The sequence below is a fragment of the Falsiroseomonas ponticola genome (genome assembly GCF_016805305.1).
Classification (GTDB): Bacteria; Pseudomonadota; Alphaproteobacteria; order Acetobacterales; family Acetobacteraceae; genus Falsiroseomonas; species Falsiroseomonas ponticola.
The window spans coordinates 1,008,822-1,033,317 of sequence record NZ_JAERQN010000001.1; the positions used below are offsets into that span (position 1 = coordinate 1,008,822).

24 protein-coding genes are annotated in these 24,496 nt (G+C 72.1%); 19 read left to right on the forward strand and 5 right to left on the reverse strand.

The features are described from left to right. Positions 1-84: 84 nt before the first annotated feature. Positions 85-1,905, forward strand: a complete 1,821-nt coding sequence (locus JJI54_RS04870; protein ID WP_203071451.1) for a glycosyltransferase family 2 protein — start codon at positions 85-87, stop codon at positions 1,903-1,905. Beyond that, positions 1,902-2,795, forward strand: coding sequence for a glycosyltransferase family protein (locus JJI54_RS04875; protein ID WP_203071453.1), 894 nt, complete (start codon positions 1,902-1,904; stop codon positions 2,793-2,795). The genes JJI54_RS04870 and JJI54_RS04875 overlap by 4 nt, the downstream gene beginning before the upstream one ends. 3 nt (positions 2,796-2,798) lie before the next feature. Here JJI54_RS04875 and JJI54_RS04880 read toward each other — a convergent pair whose 3' ends face one another. Further along, positions 2,799-4,052 carry an MFS transporter gene (locus tag JJI54_RS04880; RefSeq protein WP_203071455.1) on the reverse strand — a complete coding sequence of 418 codons (1,254 nt, stop codon included), beginning with the start codon at positions 4,050-4,052 and terminating at the stop codon, positions 2,799-2,801. Between the two features lie 68 nt (positions 4,053-4,120). Between JJI54_RS04880 and JJI54_RS04885 the strand changes: the two genes are divergently transcribed. Then, the gene (locus tag JJI54_RS04885; protein WP_203071458.1) at positions 4,121-4,915 is read left to right on the forward strand and encodes a helix-turn-helix domain-containing protein; all 795 of its coding nucleotides are present in this window, start codon (positions 4,121-4,123) and stop codon (positions 4,913-4,915) included. Here the strand turns inward: JJI54_RS04885 and JJI54_RS04890 are convergent. Then, the gene (locus JJI54_RS04890) at positions 4,890-5,162 is read right to left on the reverse strand and encodes a hypothetical protein (RefSeq protein ID WP_203071460.1); all 273 of its coding nucleotides are present in this window, start codon (positions 5,160-5,162) and stop codon (positions 4,890-4,892) included. The two genes, JJI54_RS04885 and JJI54_RS04890, sit on opposite strands and share 26 nt — an antisense overlap. Positions 5,163-5,316: 154 nt before the next feature. On the opposite strand from JJI54_RS04890, the gene JJI54_RS04895 reads away from it, so the two are divergent. Beyond that, positions 5,317-5,499, forward strand: coding sequence for a hypothetical protein (locus JJI54_RS04895; protein WP_203071462.1), 183 nt, complete (start codon positions 5,317-5,319; stop codon positions 5,497-5,499). 73 nt (positions 5,500-5,572) lie between these two features. After that, a complete protein-coding gene (locus JJI54_RS04900) occupies positions 5,573-6,823 on the forward strand; it encodes a putative DNA modification/repair radical SAM protein (protein WP_203071464.1) in 1,251 nt (416 codons plus the stop codon). A 142-nt stretch (positions 6,824-6,965) separates the two neighbouring features. On the opposite strand, the gene JJI54_RS04905 is transcribed toward JJI54_RS04900, so the two are convergent. The 3 genes from JJI54_RS04905 to JJI54_RS04915 form a co-directional block, all read right to left on the reverse strand. Then, positions 6,966-7,784 (reverse strand): DUF4394 domain-containing protein, encoded by an 819-nt coding sequence (locus JJI54_RS04905; protein ID WP_203071466.1) that lies wholly within the window; start codon positions 7,782-7,784, stop codon positions 6,966-6,968. Between the two features lie 97 nt (positions 7,785-7,881). Beyond that, on the reverse strand, positions 7,882-8,568 hold the full coding sequence (locus JJI54_RS04910; RefSeq protein WP_203071468.1) for an anti-sigma factor: 687 nt from the start codon (positions 8,566-8,568) through the stop codon (positions 7,882-7,884). Continuing rightward, a complete protein-coding gene (locus JJI54_RS04915) occupies positions 8,565-9,104 on the reverse strand; it encodes a sigma-70 family RNA polymerase sigma factor (RefSeq protein WP_203071470.1) in 540 nt (179 codons plus the stop codon). The genes JJI54_RS04910 and JJI54_RS04915 overlap by 4 nt, the downstream gene beginning before the upstream one ends. Before the next feature lie 355 nt (positions 9,105-9,459). On the opposite strand from JJI54_RS04915, the gene JJI54_RS04920 reads away from it, so the two are divergent. The 14 genes from JJI54_RS04920 to JJI54_RS04985 all read left to right on the forward strand — a co-directional run bounded on the left by JJI54_RS04920 (position 9,460) and on the right by JJI54_RS04985 (position 24,475). Further along, positions 9,460-10,902, forward strand: coding sequence for an FAD/NAD(P)-binding protein (locus JJI54_RS04920; RefSeq protein WP_203071472.1), 1,443 nt, complete (start codon positions 9,460-9,462; stop codon positions 10,900-10,902). Continuing rightward, positions 10,899-11,402, forward strand: a complete 504-nt coding sequence (locus tag JJI54_RS04925) for an ureidoglycolate lyase (RefSeq protein ID WP_203071474.1) — start codon at positions 10,899-10,901, stop codon at positions 11,400-11,402. The genes JJI54_RS04920 and JJI54_RS04925 overlap by 4 nt, the downstream gene beginning before the upstream one ends. A gap of 13 nt (positions 11,403-11,415) precedes the next feature. After that, positions 11,416-12,444 (forward strand): ABC transporter substrate-binding protein, encoded by a 1,029-nt coding sequence (locus JJI54_RS04930; RefSeq protein ID WP_203071476.1) that lies wholly within the window; start codon positions 11,416-11,418, stop codon positions 12,442-12,444. Continuing rightward, a complete protein-coding gene (locus tag JJI54_RS04935) occupies positions 12,444-13,313 on the forward strand; it encodes a polysaccharide deacetylase family protein (protein WP_226381373.1) in 870 nt (289 codons plus the stop codon). The genes JJI54_RS04930 and JJI54_RS04935 overlap by 1 nt, the downstream gene beginning before the upstream one ends. A gap of 3 nt (positions 13,314-13,316) precedes the next feature. Beyond that, positions 13,317-13,970 carry an amino acid ABC transporter permease gene (locus JJI54_RS04940; RefSeq protein ID WP_203071480.1) on the forward strand — a complete coding sequence of 218 codons (654 nt, stop codon included), beginning with the start codon at positions 13,317-13,319 and terminating at the stop codon, positions 13,968-13,970. Continuing rightward, entirely contained in the window at positions 13,967-15,214 is a 1,248-nt protein-coding gene (locus JJI54_RS04945) for an amidohydrolase family protein (RefSeq protein WP_203071483.1), read from the forward strand. Before JJI54_RS04940 ends, JJI54_RS04945 begins: the two co-directional genes overlap by 4 nt. Continuing rightward, positions 15,211-15,981 (forward strand): amino acid ABC transporter ATP-binding protein, encoded by a 771-nt coding sequence (locus tag JJI54_RS04950; protein WP_203071485.1) that lies wholly within the window; start codon positions 15,211-15,213, stop codon positions 15,979-15,981. The genes JJI54_RS04945 and JJI54_RS04950 overlap by 4 nt, the downstream gene beginning before the upstream one ends. A gap of 14 nt (positions 15,982-15,995) precedes the next feature. After that, a complete protein-coding gene (locus JJI54_RS04955) occupies positions 15,996-16,769 on the forward strand; it encodes a substrate-binding periplasmic protein (protein ID WP_203071487.1) in 774 nt (257 codons plus the stop codon). A gap of 141 nt (positions 16,770-16,910) precedes the next feature. Further along, positions 16,911-18,374, forward strand: coding sequence for an NAD(P)-binding domain-containing protein (locus JJI54_RS04960; protein WP_226381374.1), 1,464 nt, complete (start codon positions 16,911-16,913; stop codon positions 18,372-18,374). Next, on the forward strand, positions 18,368-19,828 hold the full coding sequence (locus tag JJI54_RS04965) for a 4-hydroxyphenylacetate 3-hydroxylase family protein (protein WP_203071489.1): 1,461 nt from the start codon (positions 18,368-18,370) through the stop codon (positions 19,826-19,828). The genes JJI54_RS04960 and JJI54_RS04965 overlap by 7 nt, the downstream gene beginning before the upstream one ends. Next, positions 19,825-20,997 (forward strand): amidase, encoded by a 1,173-nt coding sequence (locus JJI54_RS04970; RefSeq protein WP_203071491.1) that lies wholly within the window; start codon positions 19,825-19,827, stop codon positions 20,995-20,997. Before JJI54_RS04965 ends, JJI54_RS04970 begins: the two co-directional genes overlap by 4 nt. After that, complete coding sequence (locus JJI54_RS04975) at positions 20,994-22,481, forward strand: amidohydrolase family protein (RefSeq protein WP_203071493.1); 1,488 nt, start codon at positions 20,994-20,996, stop codon at positions 22,479-22,481. The genes JJI54_RS04970 and JJI54_RS04975 overlap by 4 nt, the downstream gene beginning before the upstream one ends. Next, positions 22,478-23,461 carry a substrate-binding domain-containing protein gene (locus JJI54_RS04980; RefSeq protein ID WP_203071495.1) on the forward strand — a complete coding sequence of 328 codons (984 nt, stop codon included), beginning with the start codon at positions 22,478-22,480 and terminating at the stop codon, positions 23,459-23,461. The genes JJI54_RS04975 and JJI54_RS04980 overlap by 4 nt, the downstream gene beginning before the upstream one ends. Positions 23,462-23,464: 3 nt before the next feature. Beyond that, positions 23,465-24,475: a hypothetical protein gene (locus tag JJI54_RS04985; protein WP_203071497.1), complete on the forward strand. Its 1,011-nt coding sequence runs from the start codon at positions 23,465-23,467 to the stop codon at positions 24,473-24,475. Positions 24,476-24,496 lie beyond the last annotated feature (21 nt).

Sequence of the window (24,496 nt, forward strand, 5' to 3'; positions counted from 1 at the left end):
CGTGACGTGGGAAATCAGCCCACATGATTGACGTGGGAGTTTTTCCCACGCCATGATGCACGCAGACCACAGCCCGGACCCGTGATGCCCGCCCCCAAGCCCTCCCCCCGCCCCGTCGCCCGCATCGCCGCCGCGGTGCTGGGCGGATTGCGCCGCCACCCGGCCCTGCGCGCCGGGTTGCGCAGCCTGGCCCAGCCCGCGATGCCGCTGCTGCGCCCCTATCTGCACGCCCTGCCGACGGCGGAAGCGCTGGGCTACCAGCGATGGATCGAGGTGCATGACACGCTGTCGGAGGCCGAGGCGCAGGCGATGCGCCAGGACGCGCTGGCGCGGCGCAACCCGCCCCTGCTGTCCATCGCCATGCCCGCGCATGAGACGCCGCCCGCGCTGCTGCGCCAGGCGATCGCGTCCCTGAAGGCGCAGACCTACCCGCATTGGGAACTCTGCGTGGTGGACGATGCCTCCCCCTCCGGCCATGTGGAGGCGCTGCTGGCGGAGATGGCGGCGGTGGATCCGCGCATCCGCTGGCGCCGGCGCACCCGCAACGGCCACATCGCCCGCGCCACCAATGACGCGATCGGCATGGCGCGCGGCGACTTCGTGCTGCTGATGGACCATGACGACCTGCTGCCGGCCCGCGCGCTGCACGAGGTGGCGGCGCTGATCCGGCAGCACCCCGACCTCGACATCGCCTATTCGGACGAGGACAAGGTGGATTCGGAGGGACGGCGCTTCGCCCCCTACTTCAAGCCGGATTTCGACCCGGAACTGCTGCGCGCGCAGAACCTGGTCAGCCACCTCGGCGTCTATTCCACGCGGCTGCTGCGGCGGATCGGCGGCCTGCGGCCGGGCTTCAACGGCAGCCAGGACCATGACCTGGCGCTGCGCGCGGCCGCGGCGACGGTGCCGGCGCGCATCCACCACATCCCGCGCATCCTCTACCATTGGCGCCAGCCCGCGCAGGGCAGCTATTCGAAGCGGGAAGCCGCGCGCTGCATCCGCGCCTCCCGCGCCGCGGTGATGGACAGCCTGGCCTCGGCGGGGGAGGGGGGCGTGGTGCTGCAGCCGGCGCCGCTGGCGCCATCCTGGCACCGGCTGGTGCATCCGGTGCGGCCGCCGCGGCCCCTGGTCAGCGTGCTGGTGGCGATGCCGCAGGGCGGGCGGCTGCCGGAATGCGCCGATGGCCTGCTGCGCCGCACCGACTGGGCGGCACTGGAACTGGTCATCGCCGCGCCGGCCACGGCGGAGGTGCCCCGGCCGACCGATGCGCGGATCCGCTTCCTCGACGTGCCGCCGGGCACCAGCCGCGCCGCCGCGCTGAACCTGGCGGCGGCGGAGGCGCGCGGCGCGCTGCTGCTGCTGCTGGACCCCACGGTGGATGTGCTGTCGCCCTATTGGCTGGGGGAGCTGGCCGGCCAGGCGCTGCGCCAGCCCGTCGGCGCGGTGGGCGCCAAGCTGATGGGCCGCGACGGGCGGCTGCGCCATGCGGGCTATGCGCTGGACCCCGCCGCGGTGGTGCGGCCGGTGCTGCCCGGGGCCATGGCCGGCGATGTCGGCCCCGGCGGCATGCTGGCGCTGGCGCGGCAGGTCTCCGCCGTTTCCGGCGCCGCCATGATGCTGCGCCGCGCGGTGTTCGAGGCCGCGGGCGGCCTGGACGAGGAGGCGCTGCCCCATGCGCTGCACGACGTCGATCTCTGCCTGCGGCTGGGCTGGCGGGGGATGCGCGTGCTGCACACGCCCTTCGCCATGCTGCTGCATCGCGGCGCGCCGGACCTGCTGCCGGGCGACTTCCCCCCGGGCGCCGCGGCGATGGAGGCGGCGCGGGCGGTGATGCGGCAGCGATGGGCGGAGGCGCTGGCCGCCTGCACGGCGGAAGCGGCGGGCCATGGCGGGGCGGTCGCATGACCGCCGCCGGCATCGTGCTGTTCCACCCCGCGCCCGCCCTGCTGGAGGAGGCGCTGGCAGCGCTCGATGCCTCCGTGGCGCGGGTCTTCCTGTTCCTGAACGCGCCGCTATCGGCCGCGGCGCGGGCGGTGGTGGAACGCCCCGGCCGCCGGCCCCCGGTGCTGCTGGGGGATGGGACGAACCAGGGCCTCGGCGTCGCCTACAACCGCATGGCGGCGATGGCGCGGGCCGAGGGGTTCGAGGCGCTGCTGCTGCTGGACCAGGATTCCTCCCCCCTGCCGGCCATGGCGGCGGCGCTCTGCGCCACGCGGGCGCGGCTGATCGCCGCCGGCGAATGCCCGGCGGTGGTCGGGCCGCTGCCGGTGGCGGCGCGGGGCTGCGGCTGCAAGGCGCCGCGCTGCTTCAGCCAGGATGGCGCGGCGCCGGCGGCGGGGGCGGTGCCGCTGGAATTCGTCATCTCCTCCGGCTCCCTGATCGACCTGGCGGCCTTCGAGGCGGTAGGCGGCTTCCGCGAGGATTTCTTCATCGACGCCGTCGATATCGAATGGTGCCTGCGCGCCTGGGCGCGCCACTTCTCCTGCTGGATGGTGGCGTCCCTGCCCATGCCGCACCGGCTGGGCAGCGGGGTGCTGCGGGTGCCGCTGCTGGGGCTGCTTCTGGCGCGGCAGCCGCCCTTCCGGCTCTACACCCATGCGCGCAACCAGATGGCGATGCTGCGCCTGCCCTTCGTGCCGCTGGCCTGGAAGTGCCGGGCGGTGGCGGTGATCGCGGCGCAGACGGTCATCCACCTCCTCGCCAGCCGGGAGCGGGGGACGCTGCGCGCCTTCGCCCTCGGCGTGGCGGATGGGCTGCGCGCCCGGCTGGGACCGGTGACGCGGGGCTTCGGGTAGCCGCTACTCCGCGGCCTGGGGCAGGCCCTTGCCCACCGCCCGGGGCGCTTCCGGCGCGCTGGCCCAGAGTTCCGGCGCCAGCTCCTCCCGCCGGTCTGGGAAGGCGAGCGCGCAGAGGAAGGTGACGCCCCCGAAGGCGGAGAGCACCAGCAGCACGCTGCCGAGCCCGCCCGCCGTGCCATGCAGCCAGGCGATGACCGGGCTGGCCGCGGCGGCGCCGAGGAAGCCCACGAAGAAGCGGATGGAATAGAGCCGGGTGCGCAGCGCGGGGCCGACATAGCGGGCCGTCATCGTCTCGTTCACCGTGACCTGGCCGAAGATCGCCGCCGCCAGCAGGCCCGCCACCGGCAGCACCGCCCAGCCATCGAGGAAGGAGAGCAGCGCGAGGCCCGGCAGCGGCACGCAGGCCAGCGGCAGGAAGACGCGCTTCAGCGTGTTGCGGTCGATCAGCCGCCCGACCGTGAGCTGCGTGATGCCGCCGCAGATGATGGCGAGGAAGGCGAGCAGGCCGACCACCGGCAGCAGCTCCGGCGAATTGGCCAGCCGCTCCTCCATCAGCTTCGGCAGCAGGATGGTGAAGGCGTTGAAGATGAAGCCGCTGACGGCGGCCAGGCTCATCAGCACCACCACGGCGCGGCGGACGATGGCGGGGGGGATCTCCGGGAAGGGCTTGCCGGCGGCCTTGGTCTTGGCGCTGTCCTCCGGCCCTTCGCGCAGATAGAGCAGCCCGACGGCGAGGCAGAGCGCGCCCGGGATGATGAAGGCCCAGCGCCAGCCGAGCGCGGCGGCGACGAAAGCGGTGACGGCCGGGGCCAGCGCCACGCCCGCATTGCCGAAGACGCCGTTGATGCCCATGGCGCGGCCCACCTTGTCGCCCGCCGCATCCACCAGCATGGCGGTGCCGATCGGGTGGTAGATGGCGCTGAAGGCGCCCATCAGGCCGAGCGCGACGGCGAGGGTGACCGGCCCCGTGGCGAAGCCCGCCGCGACCATGGAGGCCCCGGTGCCGAGGAAGAAGGCCGCCATCAGCGCCGGCCGGCCGACGCGGTCCGCCAGGTTGCCCATGGGCAGCGACCCCATGCCATAGACCACGAACATGCCGGTGCCGAGCGCGACGATCGGGCCGTAGGCGGTGCCGAAGATGTCGGGTTCCTGCAGCACGATGCCGAGCACGGCGGTGGCCAGGATCAGCAGCCCGTAATGGGTGAAGACATGCGCCGCGTTGATGAACCAGATCGTGCGCCGGGCCGCGTCCATGATGCCGTTCCGCTGTTTGCTGCCGGGGACCATGCTAGGCTGACGCGTAGGAGACGTCCCGACAGCCCATGTCGCCAAGCCGCCATTCCGAACCCCAGCCCGCCCCGCGCCGCGACCTGCCGCAGGATGAGGTGGACCGCCCCCTGGCCGCCTTCGCCCGCGACTATGCGGAAGGGGAGGGCGTGCCCCGCCACGCCCATGACCGCGCGCAACTGCTTTGGGCCACGCGCGGCACCATGCGCATCGCGACCGATGCCGCTGGCTTCGTCGTGCCGCCCGGCCATGCGCTGTGGATGCCGGCGCGGGAGCCGCATCGGGTGGCGACCGAAGGGGGCGTCGCCATGCGGGCGCTGTTCCTGCGCGCCGATGCCGCGGCGGCGGGGCCGGGGGAGGCGACGGTGCTCGCCGTGTCTCCCCTGCTGCGGGAGTTGATCCTGGCCGCCTGCGCGGAGCCGCTGGAATGGGACCCGGCCGGGCGGGGCGGGCACCTGGCGGCGCTGATCCTGGACGAGATCGCCCGCGCCCCCGCGCTGCCCTTCCGGGTGCCGGAGCTGCGCGACCCGCGGCTGAAGCGCCTGGCGGAGGCGCTGCGCCGGGACCCCGCCAGCCCGCGCCGGCTGGAGGAATGGGCGGAGGAAGCCGGCGCCAGCCCCCGCACGCTGGAGCGGCTGTTCGTGGCGGAGACGGGGATGGGCTTCGCCCGCTGGCGGCAGACCCTGCGGCTGGCGGAGGCGGCATCGCGGCTCGCCAGCGGGGAGACGCCGGCACGGGCGGCGGCGGCGGTCGGCTATGCCAGCGCGCCGGCCTTCGGCGCCGCCTTCCGCCAGGCCTTCGGGATCACCCCCGGCGCGGCGCGGCGCTGAGGCCATCCCCGGGCGGTGCCTCCCGGTCCGGGGGGCTGCCATAGCTGGGGCGCGGGGGCCGGGCCGGCCAGGCCGAGGCCTCCAGCTGGTCCGCCGTCGCGGCGATGCGCGCGGCGACGAGGGGATGCCCCCCATCCAGCGCGGTGATGGCCAGGCGCCGCAGCGCGGCCAGGATCGATTCCAGGGACGCCACCCCGGCGGGCAGGCCGCCATCGGCGGGAGCGCGGTCAGGAAGCCGTGGGGTCATCCGCGTACCATTGCGCAGCGGCATCCATGCGGACAGGAAAGAATCGGGGCGGGCCCGCCGCGCGCGATCACAAGAAAGCGATCCCCTTGCGGGAACTTCCGTCCCGCCGCGTTGATGCCTCAATCAGGCAGCCAACCGGGGCGGGAGGAGACGCATGCGCAGCGCATCGGCTGAACATCTGCCGGAGGTCACGAGCCTCGCCGGGACCGCGATGGCGACGGGATCGCCGGTGAAGGCCGTCATCGTGATCCTGCTGGTCTGGGCCGTCGCCACCACGGTCTTCGTCGGCGGCCTTGGCGCCTGGGTCGCCATGTGGCGGCGGTGGCGCATCCGGTAGCCGGCGCGGCGCGGCACCTTGCGCATCGGCGCCTTGAACATAACATGAACGGAAACCTGCTGGATTCCGTCCCATGGAGCTGCGCGAGAAGCTCGAGATCCTGGCCGATGCGGCGAAGTACGATGCCTCCTGCGCCTCCTCCGGCACCGCCAAGCGCAACAGCCTGAAGGGGGGCATCGGCAGCACGGAGGGGTCGGGCATCTGCCACGCCTATGCGCCGGACGGGCGCTGCATCTCGCTGCTCAAGATCCTGCTGACCAATGCCTGCGTCTTCGACTGCGCCTATTGCGTGAATCGCGCTTCCTCGAATGTCCGCCGCGCCCGCTTCACGGTGCGGGAGGTGGTGGACCTGACGCTGGCCTTCTACCGGCGGAACACGATCGAGGGGCTGTTCCTCTCCTCCGGCATCATCCGCTCCCCGGACTACACGATGGAACAGCTGGTGCTGGTGGCCCGCACCTTGCGGGAGGAGCATGGGTTCCGGGGGTACATCCACCTGAAGACCATCCCGGATGCGGCGCCCGAATTGCTGGAGGAGGCCGGCCGCCATGCGGACCGGCTGTCCATCAACGTGGAACTGCCCAAGGCCGAGAGCCTGACCACGCTGGCGCCCGAGAAGGATTTTTCGAGAATCCGCCTTGCCATGGCGGGGCTGCGCGGCCGGATCGAGGCGCGGGAGGAGGCGGTGAGGACGGCGCGGCGCGCGCGGCCGCCGCGATTCGCGCCGGCGGGGCAATCGACGCAGATGATCGTGGGCGCCGATGGGGCGGATGACGGCACCATCCTCGGCACCGCGACGGACCTCTATGCGGGCTACCGGATGCGGCGGGTCTACTATTCCGCCTATTCGCCCATCCCCGATGCATCCCGCCTGCTGCCGCCCATCGCGCCGCCGCTGGTGCGGGAACACCGGCTCTACCAGGCCGACTGGCTGCTGCGCTTCTACGGCTTCTCGCGGGAGGAAATCCTGGCCGGCGGCCAGGGCGGCATGCTGGACCTGGAGCTGGACCCCAAGACCGCCTGGGCACTGAAGCACCGGGAGCACTTCCCGGTGGATGTGAACACCGCGCCGCGGGAGGCGCTGCTGCGCGTGCCGGGGCTGGGGGCGAAGACGGTGGACCGCATCATCGCCGCGCGGCGCCACACGCTGGTGCGGGCGGAGGATCTGGCGCGTCTCCGCGTCAGCCTGCCCAAGGTGCTGCCCTTCGTGCTGCTGCCCGGCCACCGGGCGCGGGGGCTGGAGATGCCGGGGCTGCGCGGGCTGCTGGTGCCGGAGACGGCCTTCGCCCGCGCGGCCAAGCCCGCGCAATTGTCGCTGTTCTAGGCGGCGAAGCCTCCACTCGCTTGATGGGGGCGAGGCCGGGATTGCTGCCCCGGCCCGCGCATCCGCCTGCCCGTTCACGGCAGCGCCCCCCGCCCCATGGCCGGCCGGGGTGGGTTGGGGTGGCCGGCCATGGGGGACCCGGTCACCGCATCGCGGCGATGTCGATCACCTCGGCCGCCGGCAGGCCGGCGACCGTGCCCGTCGCGGTCAGGCGGCCATTCGCCAGGTCGATGGTGTGCAGCGTGCCGCCGGCCAGGACGAAGCCGGTATTGCCGCCCTGCGCATCCGTCAGGATGTCGAAGGCCGTGCTGGCGGGCAGCGCCATGCCGACCATGCCGCGGGATTGCTGCACGCCGTCATTGGGCGGCGCCTGCAGGTTGAAGCTGCCCAGCAGGGTGTCGAGCGTGTAGAGCGCCGTGGTCGGCGCGCCGGGCTGGCCGGCCGCCGGCGCATTGGCGGGCGGCGCCACGCTGTTGCTGTAGGCGCCGGCGGTGATGCGCGGCGTGGTGCCGGCATTCGCGCCCTCCGCATACTTCAGCGTGCCGTCGCGCACGACTTCCCCGGTATCGACGTTCACGCGGAAATTCGTGCCGTTCATGCCCATCAGCCGCAGCCGGTTGGCGACCGGGTTGAAATCCACCACGGCGCGGCCGCCGCCATCGAAGGGCATGGTGAGGCGGGAGACCTGCGTGGCGCGGCCCGTCGCGGGATCGATGACGACGATCTGGCTGCGATCCGTCACGCCATAGAGGCGCCCATCCTGCGGCCGCTGGTCGATGCCGATGACGCGGCCCTCCGCGCCGCTGATGCGGACGGGGGCGGCGGCGCGGCGCGTCTCGCCATCGATGCGGACCAGGCTGTTCTCGGCGGTCAGGCCGATCAGCGTGGTGGCGCCGGCGGGGGCGGCGGCCGCGGCGATGAGGCCGGCGGCGAGGATGCTGTAGCGCAGGGTGGGGGACATCGCGTTTCTCCGTTCGCAGCGGGGGCCGGATGGGCCCCTCTGCCGGCGTTACGGAGCGGCGCCGCGGCTGGACGCAGCGATTACGGAAGAAATCCGTTCACGAACCCGTGGCCGGCGCCAGGCGGCCGATGAACTGGATCGGGCCGGTCGGGCGGCCGATCGGCGACCCGCCCGGCGGCTCCAGCGTGATCTCGATCAGCATGCCCGGGCTCGGCCGGATGGTGGCGGGGCGGACGGTGAGGCGCCCATCGGCCGGGATGATGCCGAGCGAGGTCGGCGCCGTCGCGCCCTGGGGCAGCGCCCACAATTCCAGTACCCGGTCCGGCGGCGCCGGGCGGGTGTTGAGGGAGGCGAGGCGGATGCCCGCGCGATCGGCCTCCACCAGCCAGGCCGGCTGTTCGCGATCCGTCAGCAGCACGGTCATCAGCCGCGGCTCCGGCGCCGGGCGCAGGATCATCACGGCGGCCAGGCCGGCCGCGACCGCGGTGGCGCCGATGGCGCCGGCCCGCCAGGGGTCCAGCAGGCGCCGCCACCAGGGCGTGGCGGCCGGGCGCGCGGGGTCCAGCGCGGCCTCGATCCGCGCCCAGAGGCCGGGCGGCGGGGCCTCCGGCGGGGCGAGGGCGGTCAGCGGCGCGAGCTTCGCCTCCCAGGCGGCCACGGCCTCGGCCAGGGCGGGGTCGGTGGCCAGGGCGGCGGCGACGATGGCGGCTTCCCGCGCCTCCAGCGTGCCGAGCACGTATTCGGCGGCCAGCGCGTCCCGCTCCTCGGGTGCCATCGGGTTCATGCCAGGCACTCCCGCAGCCGCAGCAGGCCGCGCCGGATCCAGGCCTTCACGGTGCCGAGCGGCAATTCGAGCTGCGCGGCGATCTGGGCATGGGACAGGCCATGCACGAAGGCGAGGACGATGCCGCGGCGGTTCCGCTCCTCCAGCGAGGAGAGGCATTCCCGCAGGCGCAGGCCCTCCGCCTCCGCGGCGATGCGGTCCAGCGCATCGGCCTCCACCGGCACGTCGCCGAGGCCGGGATCGTCGGTCGGGATCTCCCGCCCCCGGGCGCGGGCCAGGTCGAGCGCGGCGTGGCGCACGATGGCGGCGAGCCAGGCTTCCGCCGGCCCGCGGGCGGGGTCGAACTGGCCGGCGCGGCGGGCGATCTTCAGGAAGGCGTCCTGCAGCGCATCCGCCGCCGCGTCCCGGTCCCGCAGGATGGCATTGGCCACGCCGAACAGCCGCACCGATTGCCGTTCATAGATCGCGCGCAGGGCATGCCGGTCCCCCCGCGCGACGGCGGACAGCAGCGGGGAAAGGTCGGTCACGGCGTCCATGCGGCGCGGAGAATGCCCATGCGGCGCGCAAGGACGCAACGGTGGCAGGCGGTGCCCGCGGATCGGGCAGGCGCGGGCGCCGCGCCACCCGGCTGCGCGGATGAAGCGCGGTCCATCCCCTGGCATGCGGTTTGCCTGACAGGGCCCATGGCATCCTGGCCGCCCCTTTCCGCCCGCCCCGCCGCAGGCCGCCCCCGGCGCCCTGGCCGGCCGGCGCGCGCCCATGGGCTGGCCCGGGCGCGCGGGCGGTGGCGACCAACGGCCTGATCCCGTGGCCGTCGCGTCCCGCAGCGGGACGCGCGGTGGGTGCGGCGCACCCTGATCGTCCCCATCCCGGATTAATGGCGGAGTTGCCATGACCTGCCCAGAAGGCCTGCCCGCGCTGGAGCGCCTGGTGGCGCGCGAGCTGTCGCTGACGGCCTATCCCTCCATCCCCTGGGTCACGCCGGCCAAGGCGCCGGACGGCGCGGCGGCGCTGGATTGCGCCATCATCGGCGGCGGCCAGTACGGCCTGGCGCTGGCCGGCCTGCTGCGGCGCGAAGGCGTGACGCGCATCGCCGTCTTCGACGCGGCGCGGGAGGGGATGGAAGGCCCCTGGATGAGCTTCGCGCGCATGACGATGCTGCGCACGCCGAAGGACCTGGCGGGCCCCGAATGCGGCCTGCCCTCCCTGACCTTCCGCGCCTGGTGGGAGGCGCAGCACGGCGAGGCTTCCTGGGAGGCGATGTTCCGCATCCCGCGCACGGCCTGGGCGCAATACCTCGCCTGGTTCCGGCGGGTGCTCGACCTGCCGGTGCGCAATGGCTGGTGCCTGCGGGAGATGCAGCCCGCCGCCGATGGTGCGATGCTCGGCCTGCTGTTCGAGACGCCGGACGGCCCGCGCCTGCAGCACGCCCGCAGCGTGGTGATGGCGACGGGCACGGGCGGCGCGGGGGGCCATGCCATCCCGGACGCCATCGCCCGCGCCCTGCCGCCCGGGCGCGTGGTGCATGCGAACGATATTCTCGACCTTGGCGCCTTTGCCGGCGAACGCGTGGGCGTGCTGGGCGCGGGGGCGACCGCCTTCGATGTCGCGATCGCGGCGCTGCAGGCGGGCGCGGCGCGGGCGGAGGTCTGCGTCCGGCGGCCCGAGCTGCCGCGGGACAATCCGCGGCGCTGGATGGAAAGCGCCGGGCACCTCGCCCACTACGTCGATCTGCCGGATGCCGCGAAATGGGCCTATGCGACGCGGCTGCGCGAGATCGGCCAGCCGCCGCCGCAGCCCACCTTCGATGCCGCGATGGCGCAGCCCGGCTTCCGGCTGCGCACCGGCATGCCCTGGGACCATGTGCGTTGGACGGGCAGCGAGGTCATCGTCGAAGGCGGCGGCAAGCGGCTGGTCTATGACCGGCTGGTCGTCGCGACGGGCTTCCTCAACGACATGGCGCTGAAGGGCGAGTATGCCGCGCTGCTGCCGCATGCCGCGCTGTGGAAGGACCGCTTCACCCCGCCGCCCGAGCAGGCGGATGCGCGGCTGGCGCGGCAGCCCTACCTCGACCGCTTCGGCGGCTTCACGGAACGCATGCCGGGCGCGGCGCCCTGGCTCGGCCGCGTCTTCACTATCACCAACAACGCCTCCCTCAGCCTCGGCCCCATCGCCGCTTCGATCAGCGCGATGAAATACGTGGCGCCGCGGCTGGTGGAGGGCGTGAAGCGCCGGCTGTTCCTGGACCAGCAGGAAAGCGACTGGGCCTGGTTCCTGGGCGGCGAGCACGCCGAACTGTCCCCCTTCACCCTGCCCGAGACGGAGGCCGCATGAGCGACCCGCGCATCATCCCCGTGGAGCCGGAGACGGCGACGGTGGAGGCCATCGCCCCCTTCGGCACGCTGGTCGAGGCGGGGGAGGACGGCACGCCCTTCGGCCCCGCCGATGCGCGGCTGGAACTCGGCCAGGGCACGCCGCGGCTCTACATCATGCGGCTGCACAAGCGGCCCATGCTGGTCCGCGGCATCACGCGCCACACCCGCGTGACGCAATGCCTGGCGGCGACGATGGGCGGCGAATGGTTCATCGGCCTGGCGCCGGCGGGCGATCCGGACCTGCCGGGGGCGAAGCCCGACCCGGCGGCGATCCGCATCTTCCGCATCCCCGGCGACAAGGCGCTCGCGCTCCATCGCGGCACCTGGCACGCGGGGCCGTTCTTCGAGGCGGAGACGCAGGATTTCCTCAACCTCGAACTCTCCGACACGAATGAGGTGGACCACCACACCGTCCGCCTCGACGCCGAATTCGGCATCGCCTTCGCGATCACGCCCTGAGGGAGCCCGGCGCATGACCCGCCTGACCCGTCGTGCCTTGCTGGGGGCCGGTGCCGGCCTGCTGGCCGCGCCCGCGATCGCGCAGCCGCGCGCGATCCGGCTGATGCTGGACTGGACGCCGCAGGGCTACCACGCCGCCTGGTTCCTGGCCGCCGAGCGCGGCCATTTCGCGCGCGAGGGGCTGAACGTCGCCATCCAGCGCGGCTTCGGGTCGGGAGACGTCGTCACAAAGGTGGCGGCGGGCGTGGCCGATATCGGCTTCGGCGATCCGGGCGCGGTGGTGAAGCACAATGCGGAGAATCCCGGCCGCGCCATCGTCAACGCCTTCCAGTATTTCGACCGCACCCTGGCCGGCGTGATCACGCTGGCGGGGCGGGGGATCGAGAAGCCGTCCGACCTGCGGGGCAAGCGCATCGCGGCGCCGGCGGGCGACAGTGGCCGCGTGCTGTTCCCGGCCTTCGCGCGGGCCAATGGCTTCCCCGCGGATTCCGTCACCTGGATCACCGTCGCGCCGCCGATCCGGGAGCCGATGCTGATGCGCGGCGAGGCCGATGCCATCACCGCCTTCGTCTCCGGCGCCATCTTCAACCTGCGGGCGCTGGGCGCGCGGGAGGCCGATATCCGCCGGTTCGGCTTCAACGCGCATGGCGTGGACATCTACGGCAATGCGCTGCTGCTGCCGGCGGAGCTGGCGCAGCGGGAGCCCGCGATGGTGCGGGGCTTCGTGCGCGGCACCATCGCCGGGCTGCGCGACGCGCTGAACGACCCCGCCGCGGCCATCGCCGCCGTGCAGGCGCGGGAGCCGCTGGCCGATGTGCCGCTGGAGACGGAGCGCATGCGCTTCATCATGCGGGAAGCGGTGCTGACGCCGACGGTCGCGCAGCACGGCGTCGGCCATGTCGATGCCGGGCGGGCGACGGCGATGGTCGCCGCCATGGCGGAAAGCTTCGGCGTGCCCAACCCGCCCGCGGCGGCCAGTTTCATGCTGACCGACTTCCTGCCGCCGGCGGCGGAGCGGATGCTGCCGGCCATGCGCGCGTGATGCGCGACCACGGGCGCTATCCCTATTCCGCCATCGCGCGGCGCCCGGCCTGGGATTGGCCGGGCGGCAAGCGGCTCGCGGTCTTCATCGCCGTCAATCTGGAGGCGTTTCCCTTCGCGGAGGGGATGGGCATTCCGCTGGTCAATCCACTGCCCGAGCCCGATGTGCAGAACTACGGCTTCCGCGACTGGGGCAACCGCGTCGGCGTCTGGAACCTGCTCGACGCGCTGGATGAATACGCGCTGCCCGCGGCGGCGCTGCTGAACACCGCGATCTACGACCTCTGCCCGCCCGTCGCCGAGGCCTTCCGCACGCGGGGCGACGAGGTGGTGGGCCATGGCCGCACCAATGCCGAGCGGCAATCCGACATGGATGAGGCGACGGAGCGCGCGATGATCGCGGAATGCCGCGCGCGCATCGCGCAGGAGGAAGGTGCGGTGCCCCGCGGCTGGATGGGCCCCTGGGTGGCGGAGACGCATGTCACGCCGGACCTGCTGGCGGAGGCGGGCTTCGACTACGTCATGGACTGGACGCATGACGATCAGCCGACGCGGCTGGCGACGCGGGGCGGTGGATCACTGGTCACGGTCCCCTATTCGAAGCCGACCAACGACATTCCCGTGCTGCATGCGGCGAAGTGGCCACCCTCCGTCTGGGCGGATGCGCTGATCGACCAGTTCGAGGAACAGCGGCGGCTCTCGCAGAAATGGCCGCTGACCTTCAACCTGTCGCTGCATCCCTTCCTGGTGGGGCATGCCTTCCGGCTGAAGCACCTCCGCCGCGTCTTCGCGCATATCGCGGCGGCTCGGGACGATGTCTGGCTCTGCCGGCCCGGCGACATCGCGCGTCATGCGGCGATGGTGCTGTAGGGCATGGATTTCGAATGGAGCCTCTTCGTCGAGAGCCTGCCCGCCTTGGCGCGCGGCGCGGCGACGACGGCGGAGCTGGCCTTCGTCTCGATCTGCGGGGGCCTGGTGCTGGGGCTGATGGGCGGGCTCGCGCGCGTCTCCGGCATCATGCCGCTGAACGCCTTCGCGCTGGCCTGCGTGACCCTGCTGCGGGGCGTGCCGCTGCTGGTGACGATGCTGTTCTTCTACTACGGGCTGCCGTCGCTGGGATTGCTGCTGGAGGCGAAGACCGTCGCGATCCTGGCGCTGTCGCTGACCAATGGCGCCTATGTGACGGAGATCGTCCGCGCCGGCATCCAGTCCATCGATCGAGGGCAGATGCGCGCGGCGCGCTCGCTCGGCATGGGATGGGCGCTGGCGATGCGGCGGATCGTGCTGCCCCAGGCGCTGCGCCGCGTGCTGCCGCCGATCGGGAATGAGGCGATCACGCTGCTGAAGAACACGGCGCTGGTCAGCGTCATCGCCATCCCGGACCTGCTGCGCGCGGGCACCGACATCATGACCTGGCAGGCCAATACCTTCAGCCCCTTCGCCGGCGTTGCGCTGATGTACCTGATGATGACCCTGCCGCTGGTCTGGCTGGTGGCGCGGCTGGAATCCCGATGGAGGGTCGCGTGAGCGCTCTGCTGTTCAAGGGCGCTACGCTGCTGCGCGGCGGCGATGACTGGGCGCCGGTGGCGGATGTGGACCTGCTGCTGCGCGACGGCGTGGTGGCCGAGGGGCCGGCGGAGGGCGCGGAGGTGGTGGAGGCCACGCATCTCCTGCTGCTGCCCGCCTTCGTCAACGCCCATACCCATTCGCCGGAGGCGCTGGCGCGGGGCCGCGCGCCGATGGCGCGGCTGGATGACTGGCTCGCCGTGGAATACGCGGATGGCCAGGATGCGCTGCCGGCTGCGCGCATCCGCCAGGCCATCCTGATCAGCTGCGCGGAGGCGATCCGCGGCGGCGCCGTGCAGGTCACCGACCATTTCCGCCAGATCCCGCCAAGCGTGGAGAGCGTGGCGGCCGCGGCCAGCGCCTGGGCGGAAGGCGGCATCCGCGCGCGCGTGGCCATGATGCTGCGCGACCTGCCCTCGCCGTCGGCCAGCTTCACGCCGCCGAGCACGGCGGAAGCATTGGCAGTGGCGGAGGCGCTGCTGCGCGACCCGCCGCCAGGGGCGTCGGTGGGGCTTGGCCCCTCCGCCCCGCAGCGGTGCAGCGATGATCTGCTGCGCGGCGTGGCGGCGCTGGCGGAGCGGCATGGCGCCTTCGTGCATCTCCATCTCTGCGAGACCGCGAAGGATGCGGTGGATTGCCGCGCGCGGGCGGGGGGCGATGATCCGGTGGCCTGGCTCGAAGGCCTCGGTCTGGCGGGCGCCCATGTGGAATACGCGCATTGCGTCCATCTCGTTGATGCGGAGCTGGATCGCATGGCGGCGCGGGGCACGACCATGGTGCACAACCCGCTGGCGAACCTTCGCCTCGGCAGCGGCATCGCGCCGGTGGCGCGCGGGCTGGCGCGCGGCGTGCGGCTGCGCGTCGGCTCCGACGGCCCCGGCAGCAACGACACGCAGGACATGCTGGAGGCCGCGAAATTCGCCATGCTGCTGCCGCGTGCAGGCCGCCCCGATGCGGAATGGCCGACGCCCGCGCAGACGCTCTCGATGGCGACGGGCGGGCACAGGCTGGTGCCGGGCGCGCGCGCCGACGTCATCGCCTTCGACCTCCGCGCCGCCGCCTTCGCCGGCGCGAAGCCCGACGAGATCGTGACGCGTCTGCTGCTGGCGGCGCGGCCACGCGACCTGCGGCATGTGCTGCGCGATGGGGACTTCCTGATGCGCGATGGCGCGTTGGTACCGTCGGCTTTGGCGGCGCTGCCATGAGCGTCATTGCCGTCCGCAACCTGCACAAATCCTATGGCGCGACGCTAGTGCTGCGCGGCGTGGACCTGACGGTGGCGAAGGGCGAGACGGTCTGCGTCATCGGCCCCTCCGGCAGCGGGAAATCGACTCTGCTGCAATGCCTGAACGGGCTCGAGCCCTTCGAGAGCGGGGAGGTCGTCGTCGCAGGCCAGCATATCGGCTGGGGCAGCGGCGGGGCGCGCATTCCGGAGCGCCAGATGACGCTGGCGCGCCGGCGCATCGGCATCGTCTTCCAGCAGTTCAACCTGTTTCCGCACATGACGGCGCTGGCCAATGTCATGGAGGCGCCGGTCCAGGTGCTGAAGCGGCCGCGCGCCGCGGTGGAGGCGGAGGCACGCGCGCTGCTGGCGCGGGTCGGGCTGGCACACAAGGCGGATGCCTATCCGGCCGACCTCTCCGGCGGGCAGCAGCAGCGCGTCGCCATCGCCCGCGCGTTGGCGATGCAGCCGGAGGTGATGCTGTTCGACGAGGTGACCTCCGCCCTCGATCCCGAACTGGTCGGGGAGGTGCTGGCGGTGATGCGCGGCCTGGCGGCGGAGGGCATGACCATGCTCGTCGTGACGCATGAGATGGGCTTCGCGCGGGAAGCGGCGGACCGCGTCATCTTCATGGATGGCGGGCTGGTCGTGGAACAGGGGCCACCTGCCGAAGTGCTGGGCCGTCCGCGGGAAGCGCGGACGCGGGAATTCCTGGGCCGCGTGCTGCGGCCCGAATCGATCGATGCATGAGGGGGACTGGGACGATGGACCGCATCCGGATCACGCGCCGCGCGCTGCTGGCGACGACGCTCGCGACACCGGCCCTGGCGCAGGAGGGTGACACGCTAGCCAAGGCGCGCGCCGCCGGCGTGCTGGTGGTCGGCAATGGCGGCGCCTTCCCGCCCTTCGAGTTCATGGAAAATGGGCGCCTCACGGGCTACGACGTCGATCTGGGCGAGGAGCTGGGCCGGCGCATGGGGCTTCGCATCCAGTGGCAGGTGATCGCCTTCGCGGGGCTGATCGCGGGCCTCACCTCCGGCCGCGTGGACTGCCTGATCACGGCCATGGCCTGGACGGCGGAGCGCGCGGAACGCATCGCCTTCTCCACCCCCTACTACAAGACCGGCATCGCCGCGGGCTATCGCCCGGGCCTCGCGATCGACCGGCCGGAAGACCTGGCGGGGCGCATCGTCGGCGTGCAGGTCGGCACCTCCGGCGAGCAGTTCGTGCGGCAGAACCACGCCAACAGCGTGAAGGAGATCCGCGTCTACAACGAATTTCCGCTGGCGCTGCAGGACCTCGTGGTCGGGCGGGTGGAGGCGGTGGTGAACACGCAGCCCGTGCTGCGCTGGAACATCGCACGCAATGCCCGCGTGCGGCTCGGCGTCTCGCCCGTCTGGGATGCGCGCGACGTCGGCATCAACACGCGGCACGCCGATACGGCGCTGATGGCGGAGATCAACCGGCACCTGGCCGCGATGCAGGCGGATGGCTTCCTGCCGGGGCTGGACCAGAAGTGGTTCGGCCAGGCCTCGTGACATCTTCGCGCCCGCGGGCCGCCATGCTACAGCTTCGTCGCCCTGGTGAGCCGGAGAATCGGGCCTGGGCGACATCGTGTGGCGGCATCCCGCAGGGGATGCGCGGCCGTGCCACCGTCGCCAGGAACTGATCCGCCACCCATGGATGCGCTGCCCCTTCACCCCCTGATGCCGCTGCCGGATGCCGAGGCGCGACTCGCGGCGCTGGCGGATCGCGTGGCGTGGGAGCTGCAGACGCTGGCCTATCCCGCGCGGGACTGGGTGCAGCCGCGCGGCGATGGCGTGCGGGACGTGGTCGTGGTTGGTGGTGGGCAATGCGGGCTCGCGCTGTCCTTCGCGCTGCGGCGCGCGCGCGTCACGAACACCGAGGTGCTGGAGGCCGGAATGCCCGCCGGCATCTGGCTGCGCTTCGCCCGCATGCACACGCTGCGCACGCCGAAGCATGTGACCGGGCCGGAACTCGGCATGCCCTCGCTCTCCGTCCGCGCCTGGTTCGAGGCGCGGTATGGCGAGGCCGCCTGGGCGGCACTCACGAAAATCCCGCGCGGCGTCTGGCAGGCCTATCTCGACTGGCTGCAGGGCATGCTGGCGCTGCCGGTGGAGGCAGGCTGGCACGTCGATGCGGTGACGCCGGAGGCGGATGATTTGCTTGCCGTCACGGCGGAGCGCGACGATGGCGTGCGGATGCGCTGGCTGGCGCGGCATGTGGTGCTGGCGACGGGGGTAGATGGCGCGGGGGCCTGGCAGGCGCCGCCGATGGTCGCGCATTCGCTGCCGGCGGGTCGCTATGCCCATACGGCGGAGGCGATCGACTTCGCGCGGCTGGCGGGGAAGCGCGTGGCCGTGCTGGGCGCGGGGGCCTCGGCCTTCGACAATGCGGCGATGGCGCTGGAACATGGCGCTTCGCGAGTCGATCTGCTGGCGCGGCGGCCGCAACTGCCGGCGGTCAATCCCTATCGCTGGATGGAGTTTTCCGGGTTTCTGAACCACTTCGCGGACCTGCCGGATGCGCTGAAGTGGCGCTTCATGCGGACGATCTTCGCGATGAACCAGCCGCCGCCGCAGGAAACCTTTTCCCGGTGCGCGCTGCATGCGGGTTTTCACCTGCACCTCGGCGCGCCGATTCGCGCGCTGCGAATGGAAGGCGAGGCGATCGTGGTGGAGACGCCGCGCGGCACCGTCACGGCGGATTTCCTCATCGTCGGCACGGGGCTGGTGGTGGAACCGGCGCTGCGGCCGGAACTCGCCGCCGCCGCGCCGCATCTCGCGCGGTGGCGGGACCGCTACGCGCCGCCGGCGGGCGAGGAGGATGCCGCGCTCGGTGCGTTCCCCTACCTCACCGGCGATTTCGCCTTCACCGAGCGCGTCGCGGGCAGCGCGCCCTGGTTGGCGCGGCTTCGCAGTTCGTCCTTCGCCGCCATGGCGAGCACGGCCTCCTCCGGCGGCATCTCGACGCTGCGGCCGACCGTCGATCGCATCGCCCGCGGCATCACGCGCGACCTGTTCCTGGACCAGGCGGAGGCGGACCGTGCCGCGCTGGTTGCCTATGACGAGCGTGAGTTGGTTGACCTGACCCTGGCATCGGAAGGGACACGCCCATGGTGAAGGACGGCGCCGCCCATCTGCGCAGCCTGCGTGACGCGCGCACCATCTTCATCGATGGCAGGCGCGTGGCGGATGTGACGACGGACCCGGCCTTCGCCGGCGCCGTCGCCTCCGCCGCCTCGCTCTATGACCTGCAGGCCGAGGATCCGGAGGGCATGACCTTCGACCTCGGCGATGGCACGCGCACGGGGCTCGCCTGGATGATGCCGCGCAACCACGCGGAACTCGTGCAGCGCCGTGTCGCGATGGAGCGCATCGCGGCGCGCAGCTGCGGCATGATGGGCCGCAGCCCCGACCACGTCGCCTCCACCTTCGTGGGCTTCATGGCCGGCCGCCACGCCTATGAGGCGCGCGGTGGCGCGGCACTCGCTGCCTCTTTCGAGGAAGCACGGCGCGCCGACCACTGGATCGGCTACGTCATCATCAACCCGCAGGCCGACAAGTCGAAGCAGGCAAAGGACCAGCCGGGCGGCGATTTGGTGGCGCGGATCGTGGACGAGGATGCGGGCGGCATCACCATCCGCGGCGCCAAGATGCTGGCGACCGCCGGCGTGATGGCGAATGAGCTGATGGTGTCCGGCATCGTGGCGCTGATGCCTGGCGACGAGCCCTATGCCTTCACCGCCGTCATGCCCATGGCGACCAGGGGCATCAAGCTGCTGTCGCGCCGCAGCTACGAGGCGGCGGCGAGTTCCGTCTTCGACTACCCGCTCTCCGCCCGATTCGATGAGAATGATGCCGTCGTCTTCTTCGAGGATGTGAAGATCCCCTGGGACCGCGTCTTCGTCCATCGCGACCTCCGCATGATGCAGGCGCAGTGGCATGAGACGCGGGCGCATGTGATGCAGAACTACCAGTGCATTGTGCGGCTTTCCGTCAAGCTGCGCTTCCTGCTGGGCCTGGCGCATCGCATCGCGGAGACGAACGGCATCCTCGGCTTCCCGCAGACGCGGGAGACGCTCGGCCTTCTCGCCGCCAAGGCCAGCAGCATCGAGGCGATGGTCATTGCCATGGAAGCGCAGGGCGAGGATTTCCATGGTGTCTTCGTGCCGGATCGGCGGCTGCTGGTCTCGGCACAGGTGCTGGCGCAGACGATCTATCCGGAGTTCATCGAGGCGATCCGCGGCCTGTCGGGCGGCGGGCTCGTCATGGTGCCGTCCTCGGCGGCGGATTTCGACGGGGGGGAGGTGGAGCGCATCATCCAGGCCAGCCAGCGATCGCCCGTGGCAGGCAGCGAGGAACGGGTGAAGCTGATGAAGCTGGCCTGGGACGCGATCGGGTCCGAATTCGGGTCGCGACACCTGCAATACGAGATGTTCTACTCCGGTCCGCAATTCGCGATCCGCGGTAATTCCTACCGCTTCCACGATTGGACAGGACCGAAGGCCATGGTGCAGGGCTTCATGGACAGCTACGGGCTCGATCGCCCGGATGCGAAGGCGGCGGCGGAATGACGCCGGACCAGATCAGGGCCTCCGCCTTCGTCGCGCATGGCGATGTGCGGGTGGAAGGCGCGGCCGAAGGCCTGCTCGCGGGCCTCACCTTCGCGGTGAAGGATCTGTTCGACGTGGCAGGCACCGTCAGCGGCTGGGGCAACCCGGACCGGGTGGAGCAGACGCCGCCTTCCGTCACCACGGCCAGCGCGCTGCTGCCGGCCCTCGCCGCCGGTGCCACGATGATCGGCAAGACGCATACGGATGAGATCGCCTGCGGCCTGTTCGGGGAGAACCCGCATTACGGCGCGCCGATCAACCCGGTGGTGCCGGACCGCGTGCCGGGCGGTTCCTCCTCCGGCTCCGTCGTCGCGGTGGCTGGTGGCTTCTGCGATTTCGCCTTCGGCACGGATACCGGCGGTTCCGTCCGCGTGCCGTCCAGCTTCTGCGGCGTCTTCGGCATCCGGACCTCCCACGGCCGCGTCTCCACCGCGGGGCTGATGCCGATGGCGCCGAGCATCGACACGGTGGGCTGGTTCGCGCGCGATGCGGGGCTGCTGCGCAAGGTGGGCTCGCTGTTCTTCAGTGACGCGCCTTCCGTAACGCCGCGGCTTCTCTTCGCGGAGGACGCCTTCGCCATTCCCGTGCCGCTGCTGCAGGATGTGATGCGCGATGCGGCGGCGAAGCTCGGGCCGATGGAGAGCGTGCGGGCCTATGGCGCGTGGGGCCATTCCTACTGGCTGGAGACCTTCAAGCCGCTGCAGCTCGGCGAACTCTGGGCCACGCATGGCAGCTGGGCGACGGCGCCGGGGCGGCGGCTGAGCCCGGCGGTGCGGGACCGCATCGCGCTGGCCTCCACCGTGCCGCAGGCGGATATCGCGGCGGCCTGGGTGCGGCGGGAGACGCTCTCGGAGCATATCCGCGCGCTGCTCGGCCATGACGGCATCCTGGTGATCCCGACGGCGCATGACCTGCCGCCGCTGCGCGATGCGCCGGTCTCCGCGCAATTCGCCTTCCGCGACAACACGCTGGCGCTGACCTGCATCGCGAGCCTCTGCCGCCTGCCGCAGGTGAATATCCCGGCCGGCACGCTGGATGGCATTCCCTTCGGCCTGTCGCTGGTCGCCGCGCCCTACCAGGACGCGATGCTGCTGGCGGCGGCGGAAGCGCTGGCGCCCGCGCTGGCGTGACGGTGCTGCTGGTCACGGGCGGGCTGGTCTGGGACGGCGCCAGCGCGGCGCCGCGAGACCTGCTGCTGCGGGATGGCCGCATCGCGGCGGTGCTGGCGCCGGGCGAGGGGCCGAAGGACGTCCCCCGCTTCGATGCCAGCGATCGGTTGGTGCTGCCGGGCCTGGTGAACGCGCATACCCACGGGCACGCCACACTGATGAAAGGGGTGGCGGATCGGTGGATGCTGGAATCCTCGCTGACCAACGGCGCCTGGATGGGCGGGCGGCGGGATGCGGAGACCATCCGGATTTCCACCCTGCTGGGCGCGGTGGAGATGCTCGAGGCCGGCTGCACCGCCTGCTACGACCTGTTCTTCGAATTCCCCGGCCCCAGCGCCGAGGGGCTGGCCACGGTCGCCGCGGCCTATGCGGAAGCGGGCATGCGGGCCGTGGTGGCGCCGATGGTGGCAGACCGCGCGCTGTTCGAGGTGCTGCCCGGCTTCCTCGACACGCTACCCGATGATCTGAGGGCGCAGGCCAGTGCCTTCCGCCTGGCGCCGGCCGCGCAGACCCTGGCCGCGCTGCGCGACGCCTTCGCCAGCGTCACGCCACCTTCTGGAATCAGCTTCGCGCTGGCGCCGACCATCCCGCATCACTGCACGGATGACTTCGTGACGGGGTGCCGGGACCTGGCGGCCTCGCGCGGCCTCCGGCTGCACATGCATATCGCGGAATCGAAGCTGCAGGCGCTGGTGGCGCGGAAGCTCTGGGGTATGGGTCCGGTGCACCACATCGCGCGCCTCGGGCTGCTGGGCCCGCATTTCACGGCGGCGCATGCAGTGTGGCTGGAAGCGGCGGAGCTGGACCTGCTCGCGGCGCATGGTGCCACCGTGGCGCATATGCCGGCGAGCAACATGCGGCTCGGCGCGGGTGTCGCTTCCGTCGCCGCGATGCGCGCGCGCGGCATCACGGTCGGGCTCGGCACGGATGGCTGCAATTCCGCCGACAGCCTGGACATGGCGGAGGCGATGCGACTGGCCTCGCACCTCTCCCGCATCCGCGACGTGCCGCGCGAGGAATGGCTGGCGGCGGCCGATGTGCTGCGCATGGCGACGGAGGGCGGCGCCGCGGTGCTGGGGATCGAGGGCGGGCGGATCGCGGAAGGCGCGCCGGCGGACCTCGCGCTGCTCGACCTCGGCCACCGCGCCTTCGTGCCGCTGCATGACGCGGCGAACCAGGCGGTGACCTGCAATACCGCTGGCAGTGTCAGGGAAGTTTTCGTCGGTGGCCGGCAGGTGGTGGCGGAGGGGCGCTGCCTCGCCCCCGTCGCCGCGACGCTGCGTGACCGCGCGCGCGATGCGCTGGCGGAGTTGATGGAGCGGCTTGCACCGTCGCGCGCCCTGGCCGCGCGGCTGGAGCCGCATGTCGTCGCCTATGCCGAGCGGGAGGGCCGCGCCGCGCTGCCCTTCGCGCGCAAGATCCCCGTGGAGAGCAGCCTCGCATGACTTCGCCGCTTCGCCTGACCATCGGCGTGTCCGATTGCGACCGCGCCCGCGCGCTGGCGGAAGGCCGCGTGCCGATCGCCGGCGTCGCGGCGGAGACGACCGTCATGGCGCTGCAGCCGCTGTTCAACCTGCAGATGACGACCCATAAATTCGATTGCTGCGAATTCCCCATCGCCACCTGGCTGCGGCATTTCGATCGGCCGCGGCAGGACTATGTCGGCATTCCCGTCTTCCCCTCCCGCCATTTCCGCTTCTCCTGCGTCTATGTGAACAAGGCGAAGGGGCTGACGAAGCCGGCTGATCTCGCGGGGAAGCGGGTTGGCGCGATGGTGTGGGACATGGCGGCGGCGGTCTGGCTGCGCGGCATCTTCGCGGAGTATTACGACCTTCCCGTCGCCGCGCCGATCTACGTGAATGCCGGGCTGAACGCGGCCCGCGCCGGGGAGGATCATCCGCAGGACTATCCGCCCGGCGTCACCATCGAGCATGTCACGGACAAGTCGCTGTCGGAGATGCTGGAGAGCGGCGAGATCGACGCGATCTATACCGCCCGCGCGCCTGGCAGCTTCTTCAGCGCGCCGGACAAGGTCGGGCGGCTCTTCGCCGATCCGATGGCCGCCGAGATCGACTACTTCCAGCGGTCCCGCATCTTCCCGCCCATGCATCTGGTGGCGGTGAAGACGGCGATTGCGGAGGCGAATCCCTGGCTGCCGCGGGCGCTCCATGACGCCTTCGCGGAATCGCAGCGCCAGTCCCGGCTCCGGCTGCATGACAGCGCGACGCTCGCCTTCGGCCTGCCCTTCCTGGTCCAGCACCTCGAGGAGACGGAGCGCGTGCTGGGCGCGGATTTCTGGTCCAGCGGCTTCGCCGCCAACCGGCACGTCTTCGCGACCCTCATCCGCTACATGCGCGACGAGGGGCTGCTGAAGCGCGACCTGGCGCCGGAAGAGCTGTTCCCCGCTTCGCTGCTGGAGACCTGAGCGATGGTCACCACCGATGACCGCGACACGCGCGTGCGCGAATCCGCGCAGAAGTTCCGCGCGCCCTTCACGCTGGATCCCTCGCTGGCGCTCTACTGCCCGCAGGACAATGTGGACAGCCTTGCGCATCCCCGCATCAAGGCCTGGTTCGACTTCGTCGGCCGGGACTACACCCCCGTGCTGCCGGAGGTGCCGCATCGCGTGCTGCTGCTGCTGCCGTGCACACGCACAAAGCCCTATATCCTCTCCACCGAGCACAAGCGCATCAATGCCGCGCTGATCGCGGCCGGCTTCGTGCCGATGGCGCCGGCCGATCCCACGCTGCTGGGACTGCGGGCGGAAGGGGAGCCCGAGGCGCTGTTCAGCCTGGCGCCGCTGTTGCATCCCGATGGCATCGTCATCCATCGCGCCGTGATCAGCGAGCCGCTGGGCCTGGTGCCCTATGAGCACATGCTGGCCTATCCCGGCGGGACCTCGCCGGCCGTGCTCTATGACGATCCCGGCCTGTTCGAGGAGCGGGGCAACGCGGTCTCCCCCTGGCGGGCGGACCACACGGCCACGCGCGTCAGTGCCACGCGGTGGAAGTGGGGACCGGCCGAGAAGCGCGCCTATGTCGTCATGCACAACGAGATGGCGCGGGTGGTGGCGGAGGCGCTGGGGCGCTTCGGCGGTGTCTATACGCGGCGCATCAGCTGGGTGGCGCCGGGGCTCACGCATCGCAGCTTCGTCGTGGCGAAGGGGGAGCGCGCCGCCCATGGCATCGTCGCGCAGCGCCAGGTGGGGGCGGAGCGGCTTCCGCTGGTGGGCGCCAATGACCTGCTGCCGGAGGGGTTGCGCCTGACCGCGCTGCCGACGCGGGAGCAGTGCCAGGATGCGCTGGTGCGCCTGGCGGCGCGGCTCGGCAGGACGACCACGGAGGCTGCTGGCCATTTCGGCCGCGGCGGCGGCGACGCCACGCCGTTGGCCCTTCCCGAGTTGCTGGAAGACCTCTTGGCCGCAATCCGCGCCCATTGACGGAGGTGCAGGAGGCCGCTG